The organism is Staphylococcus croceilyticus, assembly GCF_002902575.1.
Lineage (GTDB): Bacteria > Bacillota > Bacilli > Staphylococcales > Staphylococcaceae > Staphylococcus > Staphylococcus croceilyticus.
Window position 1 is genome coordinate 22,684 of sequence record NZ_PPRD01000013.1, and the last position, 22,269, is coordinate 44,952.

Consider the following 22,269-nt stretch of genomic DNA (forward strand, 5'->3'; position numbering starts at 1 on the left):
CTTATGAAAATAGGTATAACTTGTTACCCTTCAATGGGTGGTTCCGGGATTATAGCAACCGAATTAGGGATTAAAATGGCTGAAAGAGGACATGAGGTTCACTTTATTACCTCAAATATTCCATTTAGAATACGTAAACCCTTACCAAATATTAGATTCCACCAAGTTGAAGTTAATCAGTACGCTGTTTTTCAATATCCTCCTTATGACATTACGTTAAGTACAAAGATTTCTGATGTCATCAAAGAATATGATTTAGATATTCTACATATGCATTACGCAGTACCCCATGCCGTATGTGGTATTCTAGCGCGTCAAATGTCAGGTAGAGATATTAAGATTATGACTACATTACACGGCACAGATATCACAGTTCTAGGCTATGATCATTCACTTAAAGGCGCAATTAAATTTGGTATTGAACAAAGCGATATTGTGACGAGCGTAAGCCATTCATTAGCGGAACAGACTAAAGATATTATTGAAACTGAGAAAGAAATTGTACCTATTTATAATTTTGTCCGTGAAAATGAATTCCCAACACGTCACGAAACAAAACTTAAAGAAATGTATGGTATTAAACCTGAAGAAAAGGTATTAATTCATGTATCTAACTTCAGAAGAGTAAAACGTATAGATACGATATTAGAAACGTTTGCTAAAGTACATGCTAAGTTACCAAGCAAGCTTATTTTATTAGGTGATGGACCTGAATTACTTGATATGCGAAAGAAAGCAAGGGAACTTGAGATTGAAGAGTTTGTCTTATTTTTAGGAAAGCAAGATCAAGTGAGCGAATTTTATCAAATGTCAGATTTAGTATTATTATTAAGCGAGAAAGAAAGCTTTGGTCTGACTCTACTTGAAGCTATGAAAACAGGTGTAGTACCTATTGGTTCTAATGCTGGTGGTATTAAAGAAGTTATTAAACATGAAGAAACAGGATTTATTGTGGACATTGGCGATAGTGAAAGTGCTAGCAATTATGCTTTAGAATTATTAACTAATCCAGCACTTTATGAGAAGCTACAGTCTAATATGCTTAAGGATATTGAAGAACGCTTTGCTTCAGATTTAATTACTGATCAATATGAATATTATTATAAAAAAATGTTAAATAAAGAAGAGGCTTAGTATGGGAATTGAATTATTTGAAAAGGCATTGCCTATTTTAGATACAATTGAAAAAAATGGTTTTGAAGCTTATTTCGTTGGGGGTTCTGTGAGAGATTATATTATGGATAGAGCAGTTCATGATATTGATATCACTACAAGCGCCACACCTGATGAAATAGAAGCTATGTTTGACCATACGATTCCGATTGGTAGAGAACATGGGACAGTCAACGTAGTTTATCGAGGCGATAACTATGAAGTGACTACTTTTAGAGCAGAATCAGACTATGTAGATCACCGTAGACCAAGTGAAGTTTATTTTGTACGTGATTTATATAAAGATGTTCAACGTCGTGATTTTACAATTAATGCTATCGCTATGGATAAAAATTATAAGCTATATGATTATTTTGAAGGCCAAGATGATATCAATCATCGTCTTATTCGCACAGTTGGTAATGCTCAAGAGCGTTTTGGTGAAGACGCTTTACGTATTCTTAGAGGACTACGTTTTCAATCTCAATTAGCATTTACAATAGATAAATTTACTTATATAGCTATGAAAGAGCAAATTGCTGATATAGAACATTTATCAATAGAACGTATTGTAGTCGAGTTGAAGAAATTAATAAGCGGGCAAAATGTTAAAGAAAGTTATAATAATCTATTAAAACTAGGCCTATTTACACATGTTTCTTTTTTCAAGGATGTAGATATGACTGAAGTAAAAATAGATACGTCTATCAGTTTTGAATTGTGGTTAGCTATCATTGTGACTAAATGCCAGCCTCAAACGTCATTATCCAAATTAAAAATTAGTAATAAAGAAAAATCAGATATACAACATTATTCAAAAATAATGACGGCATTACCTCAAATAAATAGTAAAAAAGATTTGAAACTATGCGTGTATGATTATGGTAAGACAAATATACTAGAGGTTCTTAGCATTCAATCTATACTTCACGATAATGATTTAGCAACCGCTTCACCTTTAATTGTTAATGAACAAGCAATTAATGAAATAGCGAACCAACTTCCTATTCAAACCCGTAAAGAAATGAATGTTAATGGTGGCGATTTGTTAAATCATTTTCAAAAGAAAAGTGGGCCGTGGTTAAAAGAGTTACTTCGCAAAATTGAATGTGCAATTATTACTGGTAAAGTTCAAAATACTAAAGATGAAATTTTGAAGTGGGTGGATGACAATGTCAAAATATAGTCAAGACGTTATTGCAATGCTATATAAAAACCAATCCGAATATATTTCAGGGCAATATATCGCTGATCAATTACAAATTTCTAGAGCTGCAGTTAAAAAAATTATTGACCAATTAAAATTAGATGGTTTCGATATTAAATCGATTAATCAAAAAGGCCATAAATTAAATGCATTACCTAATCAATGGTATAGTGGCATTGTATCTAGTTTATTAGAAGAGCAAAATCTTATTTCTACCGTAAAAGTGTATGATTCAGTTGAATCAACACAAACGATTGCTAAGCAAACTTTGGTAGACCATGAAGATTCAATGATGATACTTAGTGAAGAACAAACGCAAGGTCGTGGTAGATTTAATCGTAACTGGGCATCATCAAAAGGCAAAGGTTTATGGATGTCATTAGTTTTAAGACCTAATGTGCCGTTTTCTATGATTCCGAAATTCAATTTATTTGTAGCACTGGGTATTAGAGATGCTATTCAAGCATTCTCAAATGATAAAGTAGCGATTAAATGGCCAAATGATATTTATATTAATGACAAAAAAGTATGTGGCTTTTTAACTGAAATGGTAGCGAATTACGATGCTATAGAAGCCATTATCTGTGGTATAGGCATTAATGTTAATCATCAAAAGCAAGATTTCGAAAAAGAGATTGAACATAGAGCAACAAGTATCCGTTTACATAATGACGATAAAATAGACAGATATCTTTTTTTAACGACATTAATAAATGAAATTGAAAAGCGCTATACTCAATTTTTAAATCAACCATTTAGTGAAATTAGAGAAGAGTATATCGAAGCTTCAAACATTTGGCATCGTAAATTGCGATTCACTGAAAACGACAACCAATTTGTAGGAGAAGCGATTGATATTGATCATGATGGTTTCTTAATGGTAAAAGATGAGAATGACGAAGTAAGACGTTTAATCAGCGCAGATATAGATATATAAGTAAAAGACATGGGAATAAGGAGAGATAAAAATGGCAAACACAAGTTTTGCGGTAGTTGATTTAGAGACGACCGGTAATCAACTTGACTATGACGAAATTATACAAATTGGTATTACATTTGTTCGCGATAATAAAATATCTGGAACATATCATTCGATGATACGTACTGATTTAGAAATACCGCCATTCATCCAAGCGTTAACTTCGATCGAAGAAACTATGTTAGAAGAAGCGCCATATTTCCATGAAATTGCAGATGAAATTTTTTATCAGTTAAAAGATTGTGTGTTCGTAGCACATAATGTGGATTTTGATCTTAATTTCATCAAAAAAGCTTTTGAAAAAAGTGGTATTACATATGCACCAAAAAAAGTGATAGATACGTTAGAATTGTTCAAAATTGTCTTTCCTACAGATAAGAGCTATCAGCTAAGCGAATTGGCAAATTCTCACAATATTCCACTTGCCAATGCACATAGAGCGGATGAAGACGCGACAACAACGGCATACTTAATGATAAAAGCTTTTAAAAAGTTTGAACAACTACCAATAGATACACTTAAACAACTTTATTATTTAAGTAAGAACCTTAAATATGATTTGTTTAACATACTATTCGAAATGGTTCGTCAACATAAACAAACTGAATTAGATGACCAATTTGATCAGTTTGAACAGATTATTTATAAAAAGCAAAGTGATTTAAAAGCACCTCAAACAAACTTTAATGGTTCTTTAAAACAACTTTATACAAAAGTAACCGAGGCTTTAAATCTTACTTATCGTCCACAACAACTTTATTTATCAGAAATAATATTGGAACAATTAATGCATAGTGATAAAGCTATGATTGAAGCGCCATTAGGTAGTGGCAAGTCGCTTGCTTATTTATTAGCAGCTTTAATGTATAACATTGAAACTGGTCGTCATGTCATGATTTCAACAAATACAAAATTGCTTCAAAATCAATTACTTCAAAAAGATATACCAAGTTTAAATGACGCTTTGAATTTTAAAATTAATGCAGCGTTAATTAAAAGTAAAAGTGATTATATTTCTCTTGGTTTAATTAGCCAAATTTTAAAAGATGATACGTCTAATTATGAAGTCAATATTCTAAAAATGCAGTTACTTATTTGGATCACTGAAACTAAAACAGGGGATATTCAAGAATTGAACCTTAAGGGTGGCCAAAAAATGTATTTTGAGCAAAAAGTTGAAACGTATGTACCCGTAAGACATGATATTCATTATTATAATTACATCAAACGCAATGCCCAAAATATTCAAATTGGTATAACAAATCATGCGCATTTAATTCATTCTGACCAAGAGAATACAATCTATCAATTATTTGACGATTGTATTATAGATGAAGCCCATCGTTTACCTGACTATGCACTTAACCAAGTTACGAATGAACTTAATTATTCAGATTTGAAGTATCAGCTTGGATTAATAGGTAAAAATGAAAACGAAAAATTGTTAAAAGCAGTTGATCAATTAGAACAACAGCGTATTTTAGAACAATTAGATATTGCGCCAATTGATGTATTTGGGCTAAAAAGTAATATTACAGATATCCATGATTTAAATGAAATCTTATTTAATAACATTTTTAAAATCATACAAAATTCTGAAGTTCACGATGATGATGTGCATCGTTATCATTACGTATTTGATTTCGATAAAAAACAAATCCTTAAAGACTTACATTCTATTGTAGACAAGATTAATAAAACGTTGGAATTTTTCAATGGCATGAATCACAAAACGATTAAATCTATTCGTAAACAATTATTGTATATTAATGACAGTTACAGAAATATTGAGCAAAGTTTGAAAAATAATCATACTGCTTATATTTCCATTAAAAATATATCTCAAAAATCAACTATTCGTTTAATTGTAAAAGATTATGATGTAAAAGACGTTCTCACAACACAAGTACTAGATAAGTTTAATTCTTTAACATTTATTTCAGGCACGTTAACATTTAATCATTCATTTGACGCATTTAAAAATTGGTTCAATGAAGATATACATTTTAATACTTACGAAGTACAGTCCACTTTAACTAATAAAAAGAATACAAATATCTACATACCAAGCGATGTAGCATCTTATAATTATAAAAATATTGATGACTATGTAGCTTCAATAGTGGATTATCTTGAAGAGTATGTTTCTATTACAGAATCCAAGTGTCTCGTTCTCTTCACAAGTTATCGCATGATGTATATGGTTCAAGAGCTATTAAATGAATTGCCAACCTTTGAAGATTACGTTATTTTGACCCAACAACAAAACCAAAACTATAAAATAGTTCAACAATTTAATAATTTTGATAAATCAATTCTTTTAGGAACATCTACTTTCTTTGAAGGATTTGACTATCAATCTAGTGGCATTAAATGTGTAATGATAGCTAAATTACCATTCATGAATAAATACAATACGAAGCATTGGTTAATGGATTCGGAATTTGATTCTACGTTTAAAGATTACGTCTTGCCAGATGCCGTTACTCGCTTTAGACAAGGGTTAGGACGTTTAATTCGTAAGGAAGATGATAAAGGGCTTATTGTGTCATTTGATGATCGACTTGTTAATAGTAATTACAAATCTTTCTTTGCTCAAACATTGGAGAATTATGTTCAGAAAAAAGGGGACATACAACAGTTCAGTAAATTATTGCAAAAAATCCAACGAGATATTAACAAAAATAAATAATTTTAAAAGAATATGTTTAACGCAAAATAATCATGTGCTAGAACTTCACTATCTATTTTGTTAAAATAATAAAGGATTGTATAAATAGAAATTTCAATTAGGAGATCAGTTATGAAAACAACTATAAAACAAGCTAAACAGCATCTTAACCAAGAAGTAACTATAGGTGCTTGGTTAACAAATAAACGCTCTAGCGGTAAAATTGCATTCTTACAATTACGTGATGGTAGTGGCTTTATGCAAGGTGTAGTTGTCAAATCAGAAGTTGATGAAGACACATTTAAACTTGCTAAAGACATCACTCAAGAATCATCACTATACGTGACAGGCGTTATTACTGAGGATAACCGTTCAGATTTAGGATACGAAATGCAAGTGAAATCAATTGAAGTCATTCACGAAGCACATGACTATCCAATCACACCTAAAAATCATGGTACTGAATTCTTAATGGATCACCGTCACTTATGGTTACGTTCTAAAAAACAACATGCTGTAATGAAAATCAGAAATGAAATTATTAGAGCAACTTATGAATTCTTTAATGAAAATGGCTTCACTAAAATTGACCCACCAATTTTAACTGCAAGTGCACCGGAGGGTACAAGTGAGCTATTCCATACTAAATATTTTGATGAAGATGCTTTCTTATCACAAAGTGGACAACTATACATGGAAGCTGCCGCAATGGCACATGGTCGTGTATTCTCATTTGGTCCTACTTTTAGAGCAGAAAAATCAAAAACACGTCGTCATTTAATCGAATTCTGGATGATTGAACCTGAAATGGCATTTACTAATCATGCAGAAAGCTTAGAAGTACAAGAACAATATGTGGCTCATATCGTTCAATCAGTTCTTAAAAACTGTAAATTAGAATTAAAAGCTTTAGATAGAGATACAACTAAATTAGAAAAAGTGGCAACGCCATTCCCAAGAATTTCTTATGATGATGCTATCAAGTTCTTAAAAGAAGAAGGATTTGATGACATTGAATGGGGCGAAGACTTTGGTGCGCCTCATGAGACAGCTATTGCTAATCATTACGATTTACCAGTATTTATTACGAACTATCCAACTAAGATTAAACCTTTCTATATGCAACCAAACCCTGAGAATGAAGATACTGTATTATGTGCAGACTTAATTGCACCAGAAGGATATGGAGAAATCATTGGTGGATCAGAACGTATTAATGATTTAGATTTATTAGAACAACGTATCAATGAACATCAATTAGATGAAGAAAGCTATAACTATTATTTAGATTTACGTCGCTATGGCAGTGTGCCACACAGTGGTTTCGGATTAGGCTTAGAACGTACTGTAGCTTGGATTTCAGGCGTGGAACACGTGAGAGAAACATCTCCATTCCCACGTTTATTAAATCGTTTATATCCATAAGCTACTTTACACTTAGAAACACATATATTAATTTCGTCCAGTCAGTTTTATATGACTGGACTCTTTTTCAATTTTTAAAAAGGAGGTATTCAACTTGGACAAATTTCAACTTAAAACACGACCAGTCGTTGTGAGACGTGAGCTTTTAGATCATTATTCAGAATTAGGTATGTCCGAGAAAGATTTAATCATATTGATTAAACTTATCTATGCCTCAGAAATTTCAAACAAACAACCTTCTATTGATTTTCTAAAAAAAGGTTCTACAATGGAGCCTAGAGAAGTGACTTCTATTATTCAAAATTTAATTCAAAGAGATTTGTTAGAACTCCAAGTAAAAAAAGATGAAGAAGGTAAATTTACCGAATATATGAATTTGGATGGATTTTATGAGAAATTGAGTCACATTTTAGCTCAAGATCAAGTCGATAATAAACAATCAAATTCTCAACAACAATTTAAAGATTTATTCCAATATATCGAACAGTTATTCGCAAGACCTTTATCACCATATGAAATTGAAACATTGAATCAATGGATTGATGTAGATCAACACGATTTTGCATTGATACGTTCAGCACTAGATGAAGCTTACAGTCATGATAAATTAAGCTTTAAATACGTAGATCGTATCTTGTTAAATTGGAAGAAGAATAACGTTACAACGATTGATGAATCTAAAAAAATTAGAGAACAATTCAACAAACCTAAAATGACTCATACTGTAAAACATGTACCGAAATTTGATTGGTTAAATGGAGAGAAATTAGATGATAAGTAAGAAAAAAGCACTCGAAATGATAGATGTGATAGCAGATATGTTTCCTGACGCAGAATGTGAATTAAAACATGATAATGCATTTGAACTTACTATCGCTGTTTTGTTATCGGCTCAATGTACAGATAATTTAGTTAACAAACTAACACGTTCACTTTTCAAAAAATATAAAACGCCAGAAGATTATGTAAATGTGGACATAGAAGAGTTACAAGACGATATTCGTTCAATTGGATTATATCGAAATAAATCTAAGAATATTAAAAAATTATGTGAATCATTACTTGAAAAGTTTGATGGAGAAGTCCCACATACTCATAAAGAACTTGAAAGTCTAGCAGGTGTAGGGCGAAAGACTGCAAATGTAGTAATGAGTGTAGCATTTGGAGAACCATCATTAGCGGTGGATACTCACGTAGAACGTGTTTCTAAACGCTTAGGCATTAATAGATGGAAAGATAACGTAACTCAAGTCGAAGATAGGTTATGTAGTATTATCCCTAAAGAAAGATGGAGTAAAAGTCACCATCAACTCATTTTCTTCGGACGTTATCATTGTATCGCACGTAAACCGAAGTGTGATATTTGTCCTTTATTAGAGGATTGTAGAGAAGGACAAAAGCGAATGAAAGCATAATAAAAGGAAGCTTGATATTATGATTACTAAACATGATTTTGAACCCTTAGAGGAACAATTGGAGCAATTAGCAAGTAAAAGGGCGCTTAATTCAACTGAAGCTAAACCTGTGATTGATCAATACTTTACATTAATCATTGATTTCTTTAGACAAATTAATGAAATAGAGGAGATAGATTTTCAAAATCTTGAGAATTATCCTGTAGTTCCTATGAATTTTGAAGAACGTTATAAATATATGTTAGCTAGAAAATATCATTTTATGGGTTATAGTCAAATGAAGACATTAAAAGTAGAACTTATTAAAATGAACGCCTCATATCAAATTAGAAAAAAACGCTAAATAGCATATTAAAAAGGCTGGGCAAATTGCCCAGCCTTTTTGTATAGCTATTTAACTTATTAATAATGGATAACCATCTATACAATTATCTGTTGAAATTAAACATGTTCGCAATCGTATTGCCATTATTATTGTTGTTATTAGCATTTGAATTATTTTGTTGTGTTGAATTATTGTTTCCAGTGTTACCTGAATTATTTGACTCACTAGAAGAGTCATCAGATGATTCAGATGATGGGCTAGAGCTTCTTGATGAACCATCACTAGAACCGTTACTACCGTAAACTTCACGAGTAGTCGTGTTGTTATCAGGGTGACCACTTACAGATAAATCATCTGCTTTAGAGCCAACAACTGAATCAGGTTTCTTGAAGTCACCATCATTACTTGAAGTAATGTCAGACATAACATCCTCATATAAGAATTGAGGATATTCTTGTTCAGTGTGACCTAAGAATGAGTTAGTTCCGCCTTCTTTGATTTGGCTGAATCCCATCCAAATTGACATTGTATATTTAGGTGTGAAACCGTTAATCCAAACATCTTTCGCAGCGTTATCTGGTAAGTTGTATTGTTGGTTAATTTCTGCACCATACGTACTTGTACCAGTTTTAGCACCCATTGTTACACCTGAAACGCCATGACCATAAGCTGAACCATAAGGTTTAAATGTACCAGTTAACATTTCAGCTAACATGTAAGATGTATAATCTTTCATAGCTTTATGACTAGTGTGATCGAATTCAACAGTGTCCCCATCATCAGTAACAACTTTTTGAATTGAATGTGCATTGTTATAAGTACCACCATTAGCAATTGAAGCAAATGCTGATGCTAATTGAGTAGGTGAGAACTCTGAAGCGCCACCACCTAAGATATCTGATGGGCCAAGATCATTTTGATAATCTAAACCAACTTTAGAAGCAAAGTCTTTTACTGAATCTTTACCACCTTGAGATTGAGCTTCTTGCCAAGTTTTTAATGCTGGGATGTTGAAACTTTGTCTTAATGCATCATAAGCTGATACCTTACCATGTCCTTGACTATCATAGTTTCGGAAAGTACCGCCATCAATTTGATAACTTGATTCATCTTGGATAGCATGATTAGTTGCCCATTGCATGTTTTCAATAGCTGGACCATATGCTAAGAATGGTTTTAGAGATGAACCAGTTAAGTGAGCGTCTGTCGCAGCATTTCGGTCAACTACATCTTTAAAGTTACGTCCACCAGAAATTGCTACAATTCCACCGGATTTACTATCAAGAATTGTTGCACCAACTTGTTGGTCATCATTTTTATAGTAATTACCGTTATTAATACGATCTTGTAATGTTTTTTGAACACCTTTATCCATATCAGTATAGATTTTAATGCCACTTTGTAATAAATCACTTAAGTTTTTATCTTTAAAGTGTTTATTATTCATTAATTCAGCTTTAACAAAGTTAACATAAGAATCGTATTCTGGATCTTCATCAGTTGAACCGATTTGACGTTCTTTATTAGAACGTTTGACTAAGTTATCTTCTAATGAAGTCTTTTTAGCTTCTTGCCACTGTTTGTCTGAAATTCTATGATGATAGTGCATTAAGTATAAAACAGTTTCTTTACGACTTTCCGCTTCTTTAGGGTTGTCGTAAATGTTATAAAGGTTAGGAACCTGAGGTAAACCAGCTAAGTACGCTGATTCAGCTAAATTTAAATCTTTCAAATCTTTATCGAAATAGTATTTAGCTGCAGCTCTTACACCATAAACGCCATCAGAGTAATAAATTTTGTTTAAATACATTTGGAAGATTTCATCTTTACTGTATTCTTGCTCTAGACGATATGATAAGTAAGCTTCTTGTGCTTTACGGCCGATAGATTTTTTCTCAGTTAGGAACGAACGTTTAACAACTTGTTGTGTTAACGTTGAGGCACCTTGTGAACCAAATCCACCAGTCAAGTTCTTACCAACAGCGCCAAATAAACGTTTGTAGTCTAAGGCACCATGATCATAGAAACGGTTATCTTCAGTTGCTAACACGGCATTTCTCATATTCTTAGGAACATCTTTTAAATCAACATGTTCTCTTCTAGCACCGTTGTCTAATTTTTTAACCAAATCACCATTCCTATCATAAATTTCGGCAGGCTTTGGATCTTGTAGTTTAGATTCATTAAATGCTGGTGCTTTCCAAGCATAATATGCAAATAATAAAATACCGAGTAAAACTAAGATGAAAAAGGCGATTAATAAAAAGCCTATAATCTTGATAATCGTTCGTTTTACATTTCTATTCTTTTTTTCTTTGGATTTCCCATTTTTCCCTTTATTGGGTTGAGAAGATTCTTTGTTTTCCGTCATACGCGGTCCTCACTTTCATCTAATATCAACTTATCAACAGCCTTGAGGTAATCTAATCTTGGTTGATACTGATAAGGAATATAGTAACTATTTTTTCTTATTTCTTCAACTGTTATTGATTTTTTTATTTCATTTTTATATCTTTTCCAAAAAGGTTGAAATTTAGAAAATGGCAAAAGATATACTTCATCAAGCATTTTAAATCTTATCAATAAAAACACAATTCCTTTCTGAAGAAATGTATTCTTCATATGTTCAACTTGATGATCATGAATATTATTTAAAGGAAAAGATGTTTTATTTTTAGTTTCCTTTGCTTCAAAATCAATATAATAGCCTTTATAAACGCCATTATAGTCAGTTGTAGAAGGGGTACGAAAGTAAGCTTCATTAATTACGGCTTTACTTCGTTTAGGATAGTGAACGTTAACGATTTGAATTGGCGTAGGTTTTTTATGTATAACAGCCTTTCCATGATTTAAATAATAATCGTTAGATAGTTCAATATCTTTTTCAAGGGACATACCTCGTCCACCATATTCTATTTTACTATAAGAGGGACGTGTAGTACTTCCGACGTTAGTCTTATTTTCCTTGAAAGGTTTCCCATTAGGATAATTCATAGTATTCACCACGCTAGTTTGTTAATAGAAATTATGAAGTATATCTATGTACAGATGAATTTATCATATAATCTTTTATAGAATTACTATTTAACAAACTAATTTAGAAAATAATGAAAATTCATTATTAACCTTCTTTATTTTAACGTGCTTTAACTATGAAAACAATACATGACTGAATTTGTAAGGTGTACGCAACATTACAATAATGAAAGAATTCTAATAAGTGCTAAACTTTTGCTTGTTTACTACTACATGACGGTAGGAATGAATTATGATAAATTTAATCAGTGTAGGAGGCATCTTCATGGAAAGAGTTGTAAAAGCACTATTAAAAGAACTTCAATATATTGAAACACACTATAATGAAGTTAAAACAACAGGTGAAGATTTTGATTTTTATCAGAAGGTTGTTCCATATACTCAGTATATTGATGATACATTAAACGAGTTAATTCAATATAAAAACGACATCATACAATTGCCTTATATGAATGAGAGGAAATTCAATTTATTGGTAAACAATATCAAAGAATTATCAGTAGATTGTCATTTTCACAGAACAAGTAGAAAACTTTTCACTGAAAAACTTAAAGCTGTTAATTACGATTTAAACTATTTACTTGAATACTATATAGAATAGAGTGATGCGTACTTTGAAGACACTATATGTGACAGGATATAAATCTTTTGAATTAAATATTTTTAAAGATGATATGCCCGAAGTGAATTATCTTAAAGCATTCATTAAACACAAATTATTACAATATATCGATGAAGGACTTGAATGGGTATTGATTCAAGGTCAAATTGGAATCGAACTTTGGGCAGCTGAAGTTGTTCTTGATTTAAAACAAACTTATCCTGAGTTAAAACTCGGTATAATTACTCCTTTTTACGGACATACTTCGAAGTGGAATGAAGTTAATCAAGCTAAGTATAATGCTATTGTAGAAAAAGCAGACTTTCTAGAGAGTGTCCATCACACCGAATATGAAGGGCCTTATCAGTTTAAACAAACTGATCAATTTATGCTAGATCATACAGACATGACGTTACTAATATACGATGATGAACAAGAGGCAAGTCCCAAGTTCTTCAAGAGGATGTTAGTTGATTTTATGGATAAAACAAACTATACTTGTGATATTGTTGCATTTGATGAACTCACTGCTTTTATAAATGATTTACAGTGGGAACAAAATCAAAGTTTCGAATGAGGTGGAAAAAATGGCAGATGTTTCTTTAAAGCTTTCAGCAAAAGATATCTATGAAAAAGACTTTGAAAAAACGATGGCACGTGGTTATCGTCGTGAAGAAGTTGATGCTTTTTTAGATGATATTATTACTGATTATCAAAAAATGGCCGATTTAAATAACGAAGTAGTTAAATTATCTGAAGAAAATAATAAACTAAGAAAAGAAGTAGAAGATTTAAGATTACGAGTAGCGACATCTAGACCTTCTGACAACAAGTCATTCTCTTCAAACAATGCAAGTTCATCGAATAATGTAGATATTTTAAAAAGAATTTCAAATCTTGAAAAAGCTGTATTTGGTAAATAATGATTAAGCAATAAATATATTAAGACAAGCAAATTTACTAGTGTTTTAAAAATAAAAAATATCTGTTATAGTTTTTAAATATGTGTTATAATCTCAAAAGTGATATTTTGGGTAATCGCTATAGAAATATAGAGGAAAGTCCATGCTCACACAGTCTGAGATGACTGTAGTGTTCGTGCTTGATGAAACAATAAATCAAGGCATTAATTTGACGGCAACGAAATAGCCTAAGTCCTTAGATATGGCTAGAATAGTTTGAAAGTGCCACAGTGACGTAGCTTTTATAGAAATATAAAAGGTGGAACGCGGTAAACCCCTCGAGTGAGCAATCCAAATTAGGTAGGAGCACTTGTTTAGCGGAATTCAACGTATAAACGAGACGTCTTTATTCGCATAATAAAGATATGTAGACAGATGGTTACCACCAGAGTACCAGTACAACTAGTGTACGTTATGAGTACAACGGTACAGAACATGGCTTACAGAAATATCATTGACTAGTTTAGCTCTCCCATTAGAAGGAGAGCTTTTTTCATTCTTCCAATTTATACTTATACATATATGATTTAAACTCTGTTAACATATAACATAACAATAATGACAAAGGAGACAAACCAATGTTCCAATTATTAGCAGTATGTCCAATGGGATTAGAAGCAGTCGTTGCAAAAGAAATCCAAGAACTTGGCTATGAAACACAGGTAGAAAATGGGCGTATCTTTTTCGAAGGAGATACAAAAGCTATCGTTAAATGCAACTTATGGTTACGAACTGCTGATCGACTTAAAATCGTCGTAGGTAGATTTAATGCCAAAACATTTGATGAATTGTTTGAAAAAACAAAAGCTTTGCCATGGGAAAATATTATTGATAAAGAAGGCCAATTTCCTGTACAAGGACGAAGCGTTAAATCTACGCTTTACAGTGTGCCAGACTGCCAAGCTATTACTAAAAAAGCCATTGTTGAACGTTTAAAACATGCTTATAACGAAAAGGGCTGGTTAAATGAAAGTGGTGCTAAATACCCAGTAGAAGTAGCTATTCTAAAAGATAATGTGTTACTTACAATTGATACATCAGGTTCAGGACTAAATAGACGTGGATATCGTATTGCTCAAGGCGAAGCACCAATTAAAGAAACATTAGCAGCAAGCTTAGTAAAACTTGCAAACTGGAAAGGTGATACGCCATTTATAGACCCATTCTGTGGTTCAGGAACTATTGCGATTGAAGCATGTTTAATTGCTCAAAATATCGCACCTGGATTTAACCGCGATTTCGTTTCTGAAGAATGGAACATTATGCCTCCTAACATTTACGATGAAATGCGGGATGAGGCTGACAAACAAGCTGATTATGATAAAGAAATTCAAGTTTTTGCTTCTGATATTGATCCAGAAATGGTTGAAATAGCTAAACGTAATGCAGAAGAAGTAGGCTTAGGAGATATTATTCAGTTCAGCGTTAAAGACGTAAATACATTAACGATTGATACAGAAGAGCCAGTTGCTTTAGTAGGTAATCCACCTTATGGTGAACGTATTGGTGACAGAGATGAAGTTGAAGAAATGTATCGCTATATTGGAAAATTAATGAAACAACACCCTTATTTATCTGCTTACATTTTAACTAGCAATAAAGAATTCGAATATCTTGTTAATAAAAAAGCAACTAAACGTCGTAAATTATTTAATGGTTACATTGAATGCACGTATTATCAATACTGGGGTCAAAAACCTGCAAAGAATTAATATTTGATCCATAAATATAAATAAGTCATTTTTCAAGTTTAGTTTTTATTAAATTTGTAAATTTACTTTAACTTATTAGAAAATATTTAATTAATTTAAACAATTTATTAGCGCTCTTATTATGACTGATGTAAAGTGATAATAAGAGTGTTTTAACATTTAACTTCATACATATTAATTACATCTTAGTTAGGAGAGAGAAATATGCAAACTGTTTTAATTATAGGCGCTAATGGTAAGGTTTCTATAGAGGCAACTAAAATATTTTTAGAAGATACTTCATTTAATGTAGATTTATTTTTAAGAAATGCACATCGTATCCCTGATTATGCATCTAATCGTATTACCGTATTTGAAGGGGACGCAAAAAATGAAGAAGACTTAGAAAAAGCATTAGACAAAGTCGACGTCGTCTTCGCTAGTTTATCAGGTTCATTAGATATTGAAGCTGATGCTATCGTTAAAGCAATGACTAAAAAAGGCGTAAAACGCTTAATCTTCATTGCAGCGCCAGGAATTTATAATGAATTACCAACAAAATTTAATGAATTTAACAAAAAACAATTTGGTGAGAAATTAGATAAATATCGTAAAGCCGCTGATATTATTGAAGCTTCAGAATTAGATTACACAATCATTCGTCCAGCTTGGTTAACTTTCAAAAATGAATCAGATTATGAAATTACATCTAAAGATACTGAGTTCAAAGGTACGGAAGTATCAAGACGTAGTATTGCTAATTTAGCTGTTCGCATTGCTAAAAATCCTGAACTTTACTCAAGAGACAATATAGGCGTTAATAAACCTAACACAGATGGCGATAAGCCAGCTTGGTTTAATTAAAGTTCTATTTATATTTTTAATAATTTATGAGTGTGATAAAATTTAATAAATGATTTCAAAAGGATTAATTGACTTTTGCGATCACTTTCTATTAATAGGGTTATAATTCTTTAATGATTTATAACCTTACTTTTTTATCACGTATAGAACGTTTGAAATAAAGGGGATTAGGCATGGCGAATACTGAACAATTAGATATTTTATATAAATTAAAAAAAGAAGTTGAAAAATCAAACAATACGGCACTAGTACATACAATCAATCAAGTCATCAAAAAAGTTTATTTAAATCAATATACCGCTTCTTTCGTAGGACATTTTTCTGCAGGTAAATCTACATTGATTAACTTATTACTTGAACAGAATATTTTACCAAGTTCTCCAGTACCAACAACAAGTAATACAGCTATCGTTTCTGTTTCAGATGAAGAAGAGATTATTGCTAATCTAGAACATCAACAGTATACAAAGCTAAAAACATATGATGAAGTAAAACAAATGAATCGCTTGAATGTTGATGTCGAATCCGTAGAAATTAAATTTCCGTCATCAAAATTTCATAATGGATTTACTGTACAAGACACACCAGGGGTCGATTCAAATGTAGCGACTCACCAAACGACGACTGAACAATTCATGTATACAAGTAATATTTTGTTTTATACAGTGGATTATAATCATGTTCAATCCGCGCTTAATTTCCAATTTATGAAACGCATGAATGATGTAGGAATTCCTGTTATTTTCATTATTAATCAAATTGATAAACATAATGAAGACGAAATTTCATTTGCTACTTTTAAAGAAAGAGTGAATAAATCAATTTCTGACTGGGATATCAAATTGACTAAAATCTTCTACGTGTCTAAATTCGATCATCCTGAAAATGAAATCAATCAACTATCTGACTATTTAGTAGATAAAGATAATCATCGTGAACCTATTGAAGACTACGTCAAACGCACAGTTAAATTTATTACAGACGCTCAACTAGGTTATATTCAAAATGAGATACAAGCTATTCTTGAGGAATTAAATATTAACGAAGATGAGTTTGAACAAGCGTATTCAAAATTCCAACAGAATCAAGCTGTTAGTGAAGAAGCACGTTTACTAAATAATCCTGATCAATTATTAAGCTTTTTAAAACAAAAACGTAAAGATATTCTTGAAAATGCCTACATTATGACACATGATATGCGTGAAGATATTCGACATTATCTTGAGAGCATGGCTTCTGACTTTAAAGTAGGCGGCCTTTTAAATAAAAAGAAAAAGAAACTAGAAGAACAAGAGCAACGCTTAGCCATCGTAACTGAAAAATTGCAAGACAAAGTGAATCAACAAATACGTCAACCTTTAAGAGAAGATATGTCGTTTTTAACGCGCTTTATCAATAATAGTGAAGTTAACAAAGAAATTTTAAATCAACATTACGAAATAAATAACGAATTGGTTTCAAATTTATATCAACCTCAAACAAGTATTAGTAACACATATGTATTAACGTTTAGCGACGAAGTTAAAAACGCAATTAATAATTTTGTCGAAAAGGAATCTAATCCATTATTTGATAAAACAATTAACAATACACAGGCGACAGGACTAACAAATACAGAAGATGAAGATATGCAAGTCTATGAACGATTCCTAGAGTTAAAGAATTTGAAGGAGTCTTTAACAACTGAGAATTATCGTCATTATTATATTCATATGGAAGATTCTTTAGATAAGTTAATAGGGCGAACTGAGGCCAACTATCAATTCAAAGATGAGACTCAAGGCGAATCAAATAAAGCTCAGTTAAATGAAAATGAAGCAACTCAATCCTCAACAACGACCGAAGTGGATATTAAACAAGCTTTAGAATTAGTTGAACCAGTGCCATTATTTGATAGAACAAAAAAAGATATTCAAGATACGTTAACTCGCTTAGACAATAAAATAGTTAAAATTGGCGTCTTTGGGACATTTAGTGCAGGTAAAAGTAGTTTAATTAATGCTTTACTAGGTGATCAATACTTAGTGAGTTCTCCGAATCCAACAACTGCAGCTACGACAGAATTATCTTATGGCGAAGATAGTAAAATCACTTTAAAAACTCAAGAACAGTTACTAGAAGAGTTAAACCAACTTATTGAATACCACAATATTTCTTTTGATTCTTTAGACGAATTTATTAATAGTGATATTACTTCATTGAAACAACAATTAGAAAAAAATCAATTAGCTTTTGTTAATGCGGTTGAAAAGCATTATGCACTTTATCAAGAAATGATAAATGAAGCAATTACGCATGAAATTTCACAAGATGATATCAAAAAGTGGAGTGCAGAGGACGAATACGCAACCTTTGTTAAAACGGTTCATATTAACTTACCTCTTGAGTGGTTAAAAGGTAAAATCATTGTGGATTCACTAGGTTTACATTCAAACAACCAACGTCATACAAATGAAACTGAACAAATTTTAACTTCTTCAGATTTAATATTGTATGTAAGTTACTTTAATCATTCATTTACAGATAACGATAAAGCTTTCATTGAACATATGAAAGACATGAATCAATTGAATGAAAATCAAGCCTTCAAAATGGTTATCAACGCAATTGATTTAGCAGAAAATGAAGAAGATATTAAAGCAGTAAAAGACTACGTTGCTAATGCATTAAACCAAGTTAACTTAAACTCTGAGATATTCGGTGTATCAAGTAGACGTGCGCTTAAAAATCATGATGAAGGTATTTCACAATTACGCGATAGTATTCAACATTTTGTAGAAGTAGAATCAAATACCATTTTAGAGCAACAAATGATTAAACAACTTGCACAAATAAGTCAATCTTTTGACCAAATGATTGAAGAATTCCAAACAAATCAATCATTAATTAGTGAACGACAAGATAAACTTAAATCTTATCAACATGAACAACGTCTTCCAAACCAATTGTTAATGACAAGTGAGCAACATACTAATAATGAAGTTGAAGACCAAATTTATCATTTAAATGGACGCTTAAAGTTACAATTATTGGATGATGTTAAAAGTGTATTCAATAGTCAGATGACGCAGAATAATGATTTTAATGAAGAAAAGAAAATTTCAGCTAAGACATTCTTAGATCAAATCCACCAACGTTTATATCTTGAACAAAGTCTCTTAGTCGAACGTATAAAAAAATACTACAACCGACAACTTAATGAACAAGTTGCACCTGTCGTTCAAAAGTTAAATCAATTGCATGTGCTTATTTATCCTGAATTTAACATTAAACCTTATTTTACAGATACGGCGTTTTTAAGAATTGATATTAATGATTTGGTAGCAGCTTTACCTAAACAACTGACTAAACGTAAAATATTAAATCCTAATTCTCAGAGAGATATACAGGAAACAATTAGTGCTAATACACTAGATTTGCTTCAAGATCAATTAAGCGAATTAAGACAAGCACTCATTTCTTATGTATCAACATTAACTAAAGAAGCTGAGGATACATTCAATCATTTAGAAAATGACATACAACAACAAATAGATGATTTATTATCATTTACTATGGATGAAACGCTTATAGAACAATTAAAATCGGTAAACTCAAAATTAAAAGTACTTTTAAAATAGAAAGAAGGCACCACTAATGACATCACGTATCCTACTAGTAGATGGAATGGCGTTATTATTTAGACATTTTTATGCTACAAGTTTACACAATCAATTTATGTATAATTCGAAGGGCGTACCTACAAACGGGATACAAGGATTTGTTAGGCATATTTTTAGCGCTATTCATGATATTAATCCTACACATGTAGCTGTGTGTTGGGATATGGGGCAATCGACTTTCAGAAATGAAATGTATGATTCATACAAACAAAACCGTCCCGCACCTCCAGAGGAACTCATTCCTCAATTTGATTATGTTAAAGAAATTTCTGAGCAATTTGGCTTCATAAATGTTGGATTGGTCAATTATGAGGCTGATGATGTTATAGGAACATTAGCTAAAGCTTATTCCCAAGAGAACGAGGTACACATTATTACTGGAGATAAAGATATTCTTCAATGTATTAAGCAAAACGTAGAAGTATGGCTCATTAAAAAGGGCTTTAATATATACAATCGTTATACGTTAGACCGTTTTAATGAAGAATATCAACTAGATCCGCTTCAATTAATAGATATTAAAGCATTTATGGGAGATAGTGCAGATGGTTATCCAGGGGTAAAAGGGATAGGCGAAAAAACAGCAATTAAATTAATTCAAGCCTATGATAGTGTTGAAAATGTTCTTCAGCATATTGATGAATTAACACCAGGACAGCAAAAGAAAATTAAAAATGATGAAGCAAATTTACTACTATCCAAACAATTAGCTGAAATCTATACAGAAGTTCCACTCGACATTACTTCTTTATATAAGGAAATGGAATATGCTCATTCACTCAATCATATATTATCTATTTGTAACGAGCATGAGCTATACGTGTCAGGTAAGTATATTTCTTCTAAATTATAATTAAAAATCCTTGAGATACCAGGGAGACTCGATCATCTCGTCTTTAAGAATGATGTAGTTTCCTAATCTCAAGGATTTTATTTTGATTAATCATTTCTTCTTACTTAATTTATATAGATATTGTTGTGCTAATTGATTTGCTTCTTTATTTTGATCGCGAGGCACCCATTTTACAAATAATAATTCGAAACTTTGTTCTAAAATTTCCATATTCTCAAAGTAAGGTTTAAATCGGATATTTTTTACATAACCTTGATTTACGCTATCTTCAATTAATTTAGAATCTGTGTATAATAGCGCATTCGTTACATTTAATTCTCTAGCGTGTTCTAAGGCATGTATCATAGCTGCCCATTCTGCACTATGATTATCTAATTCACCTAAATCATGTGTAAAAGTGTATTTTTCATTTTCTTCTTTAATTACTATGCCACACGTACTTTGACCTGGATTACCATTTGATGCAGCATCAAAATATATTTTCGCCATTTTATAACACCTTTTCAAATAAAATAAGATTACTATTTCAATACTATACTATCAAATTCTAAAAAATGAGAATAGCATGAGAAGTGTATCAACGTCTTATATCGCTCGACTCACTCCCATGCTATTCAATTAATTAATAACCTTCATCTAATTTATGAATTTTTCCTTTGCGGTACATCGATTTAGCGATATAACCAAATGGAACATTAAATATAGTTGAAATTAATTTAAGTATATACGTTGTTATAAATATCTCGAATACTACTGCTAATGGTAGTGTACCTACGAATGCAATACTTACAAATAACGCTGTATCAATAATTGAACTTAACATTGTACTACCATACGCTCGAATGATAAACGTTTTATCAGAACTAAAGATTTTTTTAATCATAGAAAAGATAAATACGTCGACATGTTGACCAATTATATAAGCTATGATTGAGCCAAGAGCTATACGTGGCACTAAATCAAAGATAGTTGACAATGCTTTTTGAGATATGTCTTCAGGTGCTGGAATAAAATGTAAGGACATTTGCATCACAATAATCATAACTAATGTTGATGAAAAACCTAACCATACAGCACGTTTAGCCACTTTACGTCCATAAATATCATTTAAAATATCCGTAGCTAAATAAATTGAAGCAAACATAACATTCCCTAAAGTAGCAGAGATACCAAAGATATCTACAGTTTTAATTACTTGGATGTTAGCAATGATAGTCCCAATAGCTACCCAAGCAATTAAGCCTTGTTTACCAAAACAACGAAACATTACGACCATTAAAATAAAAGTAACAAAAAAGGTTGCTACTCCAAAAATTTCATTAAACATGATTAGCCTCCTAAATTTTGATAATGCGGGTGTTTAGAAACCGCAAAAACAACTTATATATTTTATAGTAAAAATACAATTGTTGCAATAGGACTTAGT

The 22,269-nt window shown here is 31.5% G+C and carries 19 protein-coding genes and 1 other RNA gene; 16 read left to right on the forward strand and 4 right to left on the reverse strand.

Annotated elements, in window-relative coordinates; genetic code table 11:
* Positions 1-3: 3 nt before the first annotated feature.
* The 8 genes from bshA (at position 4) to CD128_RS03080 (ending at position 9,192) form a co-directional block, all read left to right on the forward strand.
* The gene (bshA, locus tag CD128_RS03045; protein ID WP_103328611.1) at positions 4-1,134 is read left to right on the forward strand and encodes an N-acetyl-alpha-D-glucosaminyl L-malate synthase BshA; all 1,131 of its coding nucleotides are present in this window, start codon (positions 4-6) and stop codon (positions 1,132-1,134) included.
* 1 nt (position 1,135) lies between these two features.
* Positions 1,136-2,338, forward strand: a complete 1,203-nt coding sequence (locus CD128_RS03050; protein WP_103328612.1) for a CCA tRNA nucleotidyltransferase — start codon at positions 1,136-1,138, stop codon at positions 2,336-2,338.
* A complete protein-coding gene (locus tag CD128_RS03055) occupies positions 2,325-3,296 on the forward strand; it encodes a biotin--[acetyl-CoA-carboxylase] ligase (RefSeq protein ID WP_103328613.1) in 972 nt (323 codons plus the stop codon). Before CD128_RS03050 ends, CD128_RS03055 begins: the two co-directional genes overlap by 14 nt.
* Positions 3,297-3,327: 31 nt before the next feature.
* On the forward strand, positions 3,328-6,030 hold the full coding sequence (locus tag CD128_RS03060) for a helicase C-terminal domain-containing protein (protein ID WP_103328614.1): 2,703 nt from the start codon (positions 3,328-3,330) through the stop codon (positions 6,028-6,030).
* 111 nt (positions 6,031-6,141) lie between these two features.
* Positions 6,142-7,434: an asparagine--tRNA ligase gene (gene asnS, locus CD128_RS03065; RefSeq protein WP_103328615.1), complete on the forward strand. Its 1,293-nt coding sequence runs from the start codon at positions 6,142-6,144 to the stop codon at positions 7,432-7,434.
* Positions 7,435-7,528: 94 nt separating this feature from the next.
* Entirely contained in the window at positions 7,529-8,215 is a 687-nt protein-coding gene (locus CD128_RS03070) for a DnaD domain-containing protein (protein ID WP_103328616.1), read from the forward strand.
* Complete coding sequence (gene nth, locus CD128_RS03075) at positions 8,205-8,849, forward strand: endonuclease III (protein WP_103328617.1); 645 nt, start codon at positions 8,205-8,207, stop codon at positions 8,847-8,849. The genes CD128_RS03070 and nth overlap by 11 nt, the downstream gene beginning before the upstream one ends.
* Before the next feature lie 19 nt (positions 8,850-8,868).
* Positions 8,869-9,192: a YpoC family protein gene (locus tag CD128_RS03080; RefSeq protein WP_103328618.1), complete on the forward strand. Its 324-nt coding sequence runs from the start codon at positions 8,869-8,871 to the stop codon at positions 9,190-9,192.
* Positions 9,193-9,277: 85 nt separating this feature from the next.
* On the opposite strand, the gene CD128_RS03085 is transcribed toward CD128_RS03080, so the two are convergent.
* Entirely contained in the window at positions 9,278-11,545 is a 2,268-nt protein-coding gene (locus tag CD128_RS03085; RefSeq protein WP_103328619.1) for a transglycosylase domain-containing protein, read from the reverse strand.
* Complete coding sequence (recU, locus tag CD128_RS03090; RefSeq protein ID WP_103328620.1) at positions 11,542-12,168, reverse strand: Holliday junction resolvase RecU; 627 nt, start codon at positions 12,166-12,168, stop codon at positions 11,542-11,544. Before recU ends, CD128_RS03085 begins: the two co-directional genes overlap by 4 nt.
* 307 nt (positions 12,169-12,475) lie before the next feature.
* On the opposite strand from recU, the gene CD128_RS03095 reads away from it, so the two are divergent.
* The 8 genes from CD128_RS03095 (at position 12,476) to CD128_RS03130 (ending at position 20,843) form a co-directional block, all read left to right on the forward strand.
* A complete protein-coding gene (locus CD128_RS03095; RefSeq protein WP_103328621.1) occupies positions 12,476-12,811 on the forward strand; it encodes a DUF1798 family protein in 336 nt (111 codons plus the stop codon).
* A gap of 4 nt (positions 12,812-12,815) precedes the next feature.
* Positions 12,816-13,388 carry an SLOG family protein gene (locus tag CD128_RS03100; protein ID WP_103328622.1) on the forward strand — a complete coding sequence of 191 codons (573 nt, stop codon included), beginning with the start codon at positions 12,816-12,818 and terminating at the stop codon, positions 13,386-13,388.
* Positions 13,389-13,398: 10 nt separating this feature from the next.
* Complete coding sequence (gene gpsB, locus CD128_RS03105) at positions 13,399-13,734, forward strand: cell division regulator GpsB (RefSeq protein ID WP_103297452.1); 336 nt, start codon at positions 13,399-13,401, stop codon at positions 13,732-13,734.
* A 103-nt stretch (positions 13,735-13,837) separates the two neighbouring features.
* Positions 13,838-14,221: RNase P RNA component class B (rnpB, locus tag CD128_RS03110), an RNA gene on the forward strand.
* Between the two features lie 130 nt (positions 14,222-14,351).
* Positions 14,352-15,485: a THUMP domain-containing class I SAM-dependent RNA methyltransferase gene (locus CD128_RS03115; protein ID WP_103328623.1), complete on the forward strand. Its 1,134-nt coding sequence runs from the start codon at positions 14,352-14,354 to the stop codon at positions 15,483-15,485.
* Positions 15,486-15,689: 204 nt separating this feature from the next.
* Complete coding sequence (locus tag CD128_RS03120) at positions 15,690-16,328, forward strand: SDR family oxidoreductase (protein ID WP_103328624.1); 639 nt, start codon at positions 15,690-15,692, stop codon at positions 16,326-16,328.
* A 173-nt stretch (positions 16,329-16,501) separates the two neighbouring features.
* Positions 16,502-19,948 carry a dynamin family protein gene (locus CD128_RS03125; protein WP_103328625.1) on the forward strand — a complete coding sequence of 1,149 codons (3,447 nt, stop codon included), beginning with the start codon at positions 16,502-16,504 and terminating at the stop codon, positions 19,946-19,948.
* Positions 19,949-19,964: 16 nt separating this feature from the next.
* Positions 19,965-20,843, forward strand: a complete 879-nt coding sequence (locus CD128_RS03130; RefSeq protein WP_103328626.1) for a 5'-3' exonuclease — start codon at positions 19,965-19,967, stop codon at positions 20,841-20,843.
* Between the two features lie 90 nt (positions 20,844-20,933).
* Here the strand turns inward: CD128_RS03130 and CD128_RS03135 are convergent, their stop codons facing one another.
* Both CD128_RS03135 and CD128_RS03140 read right to left on the reverse strand, forming a co-directional pair.
* Positions 20,934-21,332: a ribonuclease HI family protein gene (locus CD128_RS03135; RefSeq protein ID WP_103298536.1), complete on the reverse strand. Its 399-nt coding sequence runs from the start codon at positions 21,330-21,332 to the stop codon at positions 20,934-20,936.
* Positions 21,333-21,465: 133 nt separating this feature from the next.
* Positions 21,466-22,170, reverse strand: a complete 705-nt coding sequence (locus CD128_RS03140; RefSeq protein ID WP_103328627.1) for a queuosine precursor transporter — start codon at positions 22,168-22,170, stop codon at positions 21,466-21,468.
* Positions 22,171-22,269: the final 99 nt, after the last annotated feature.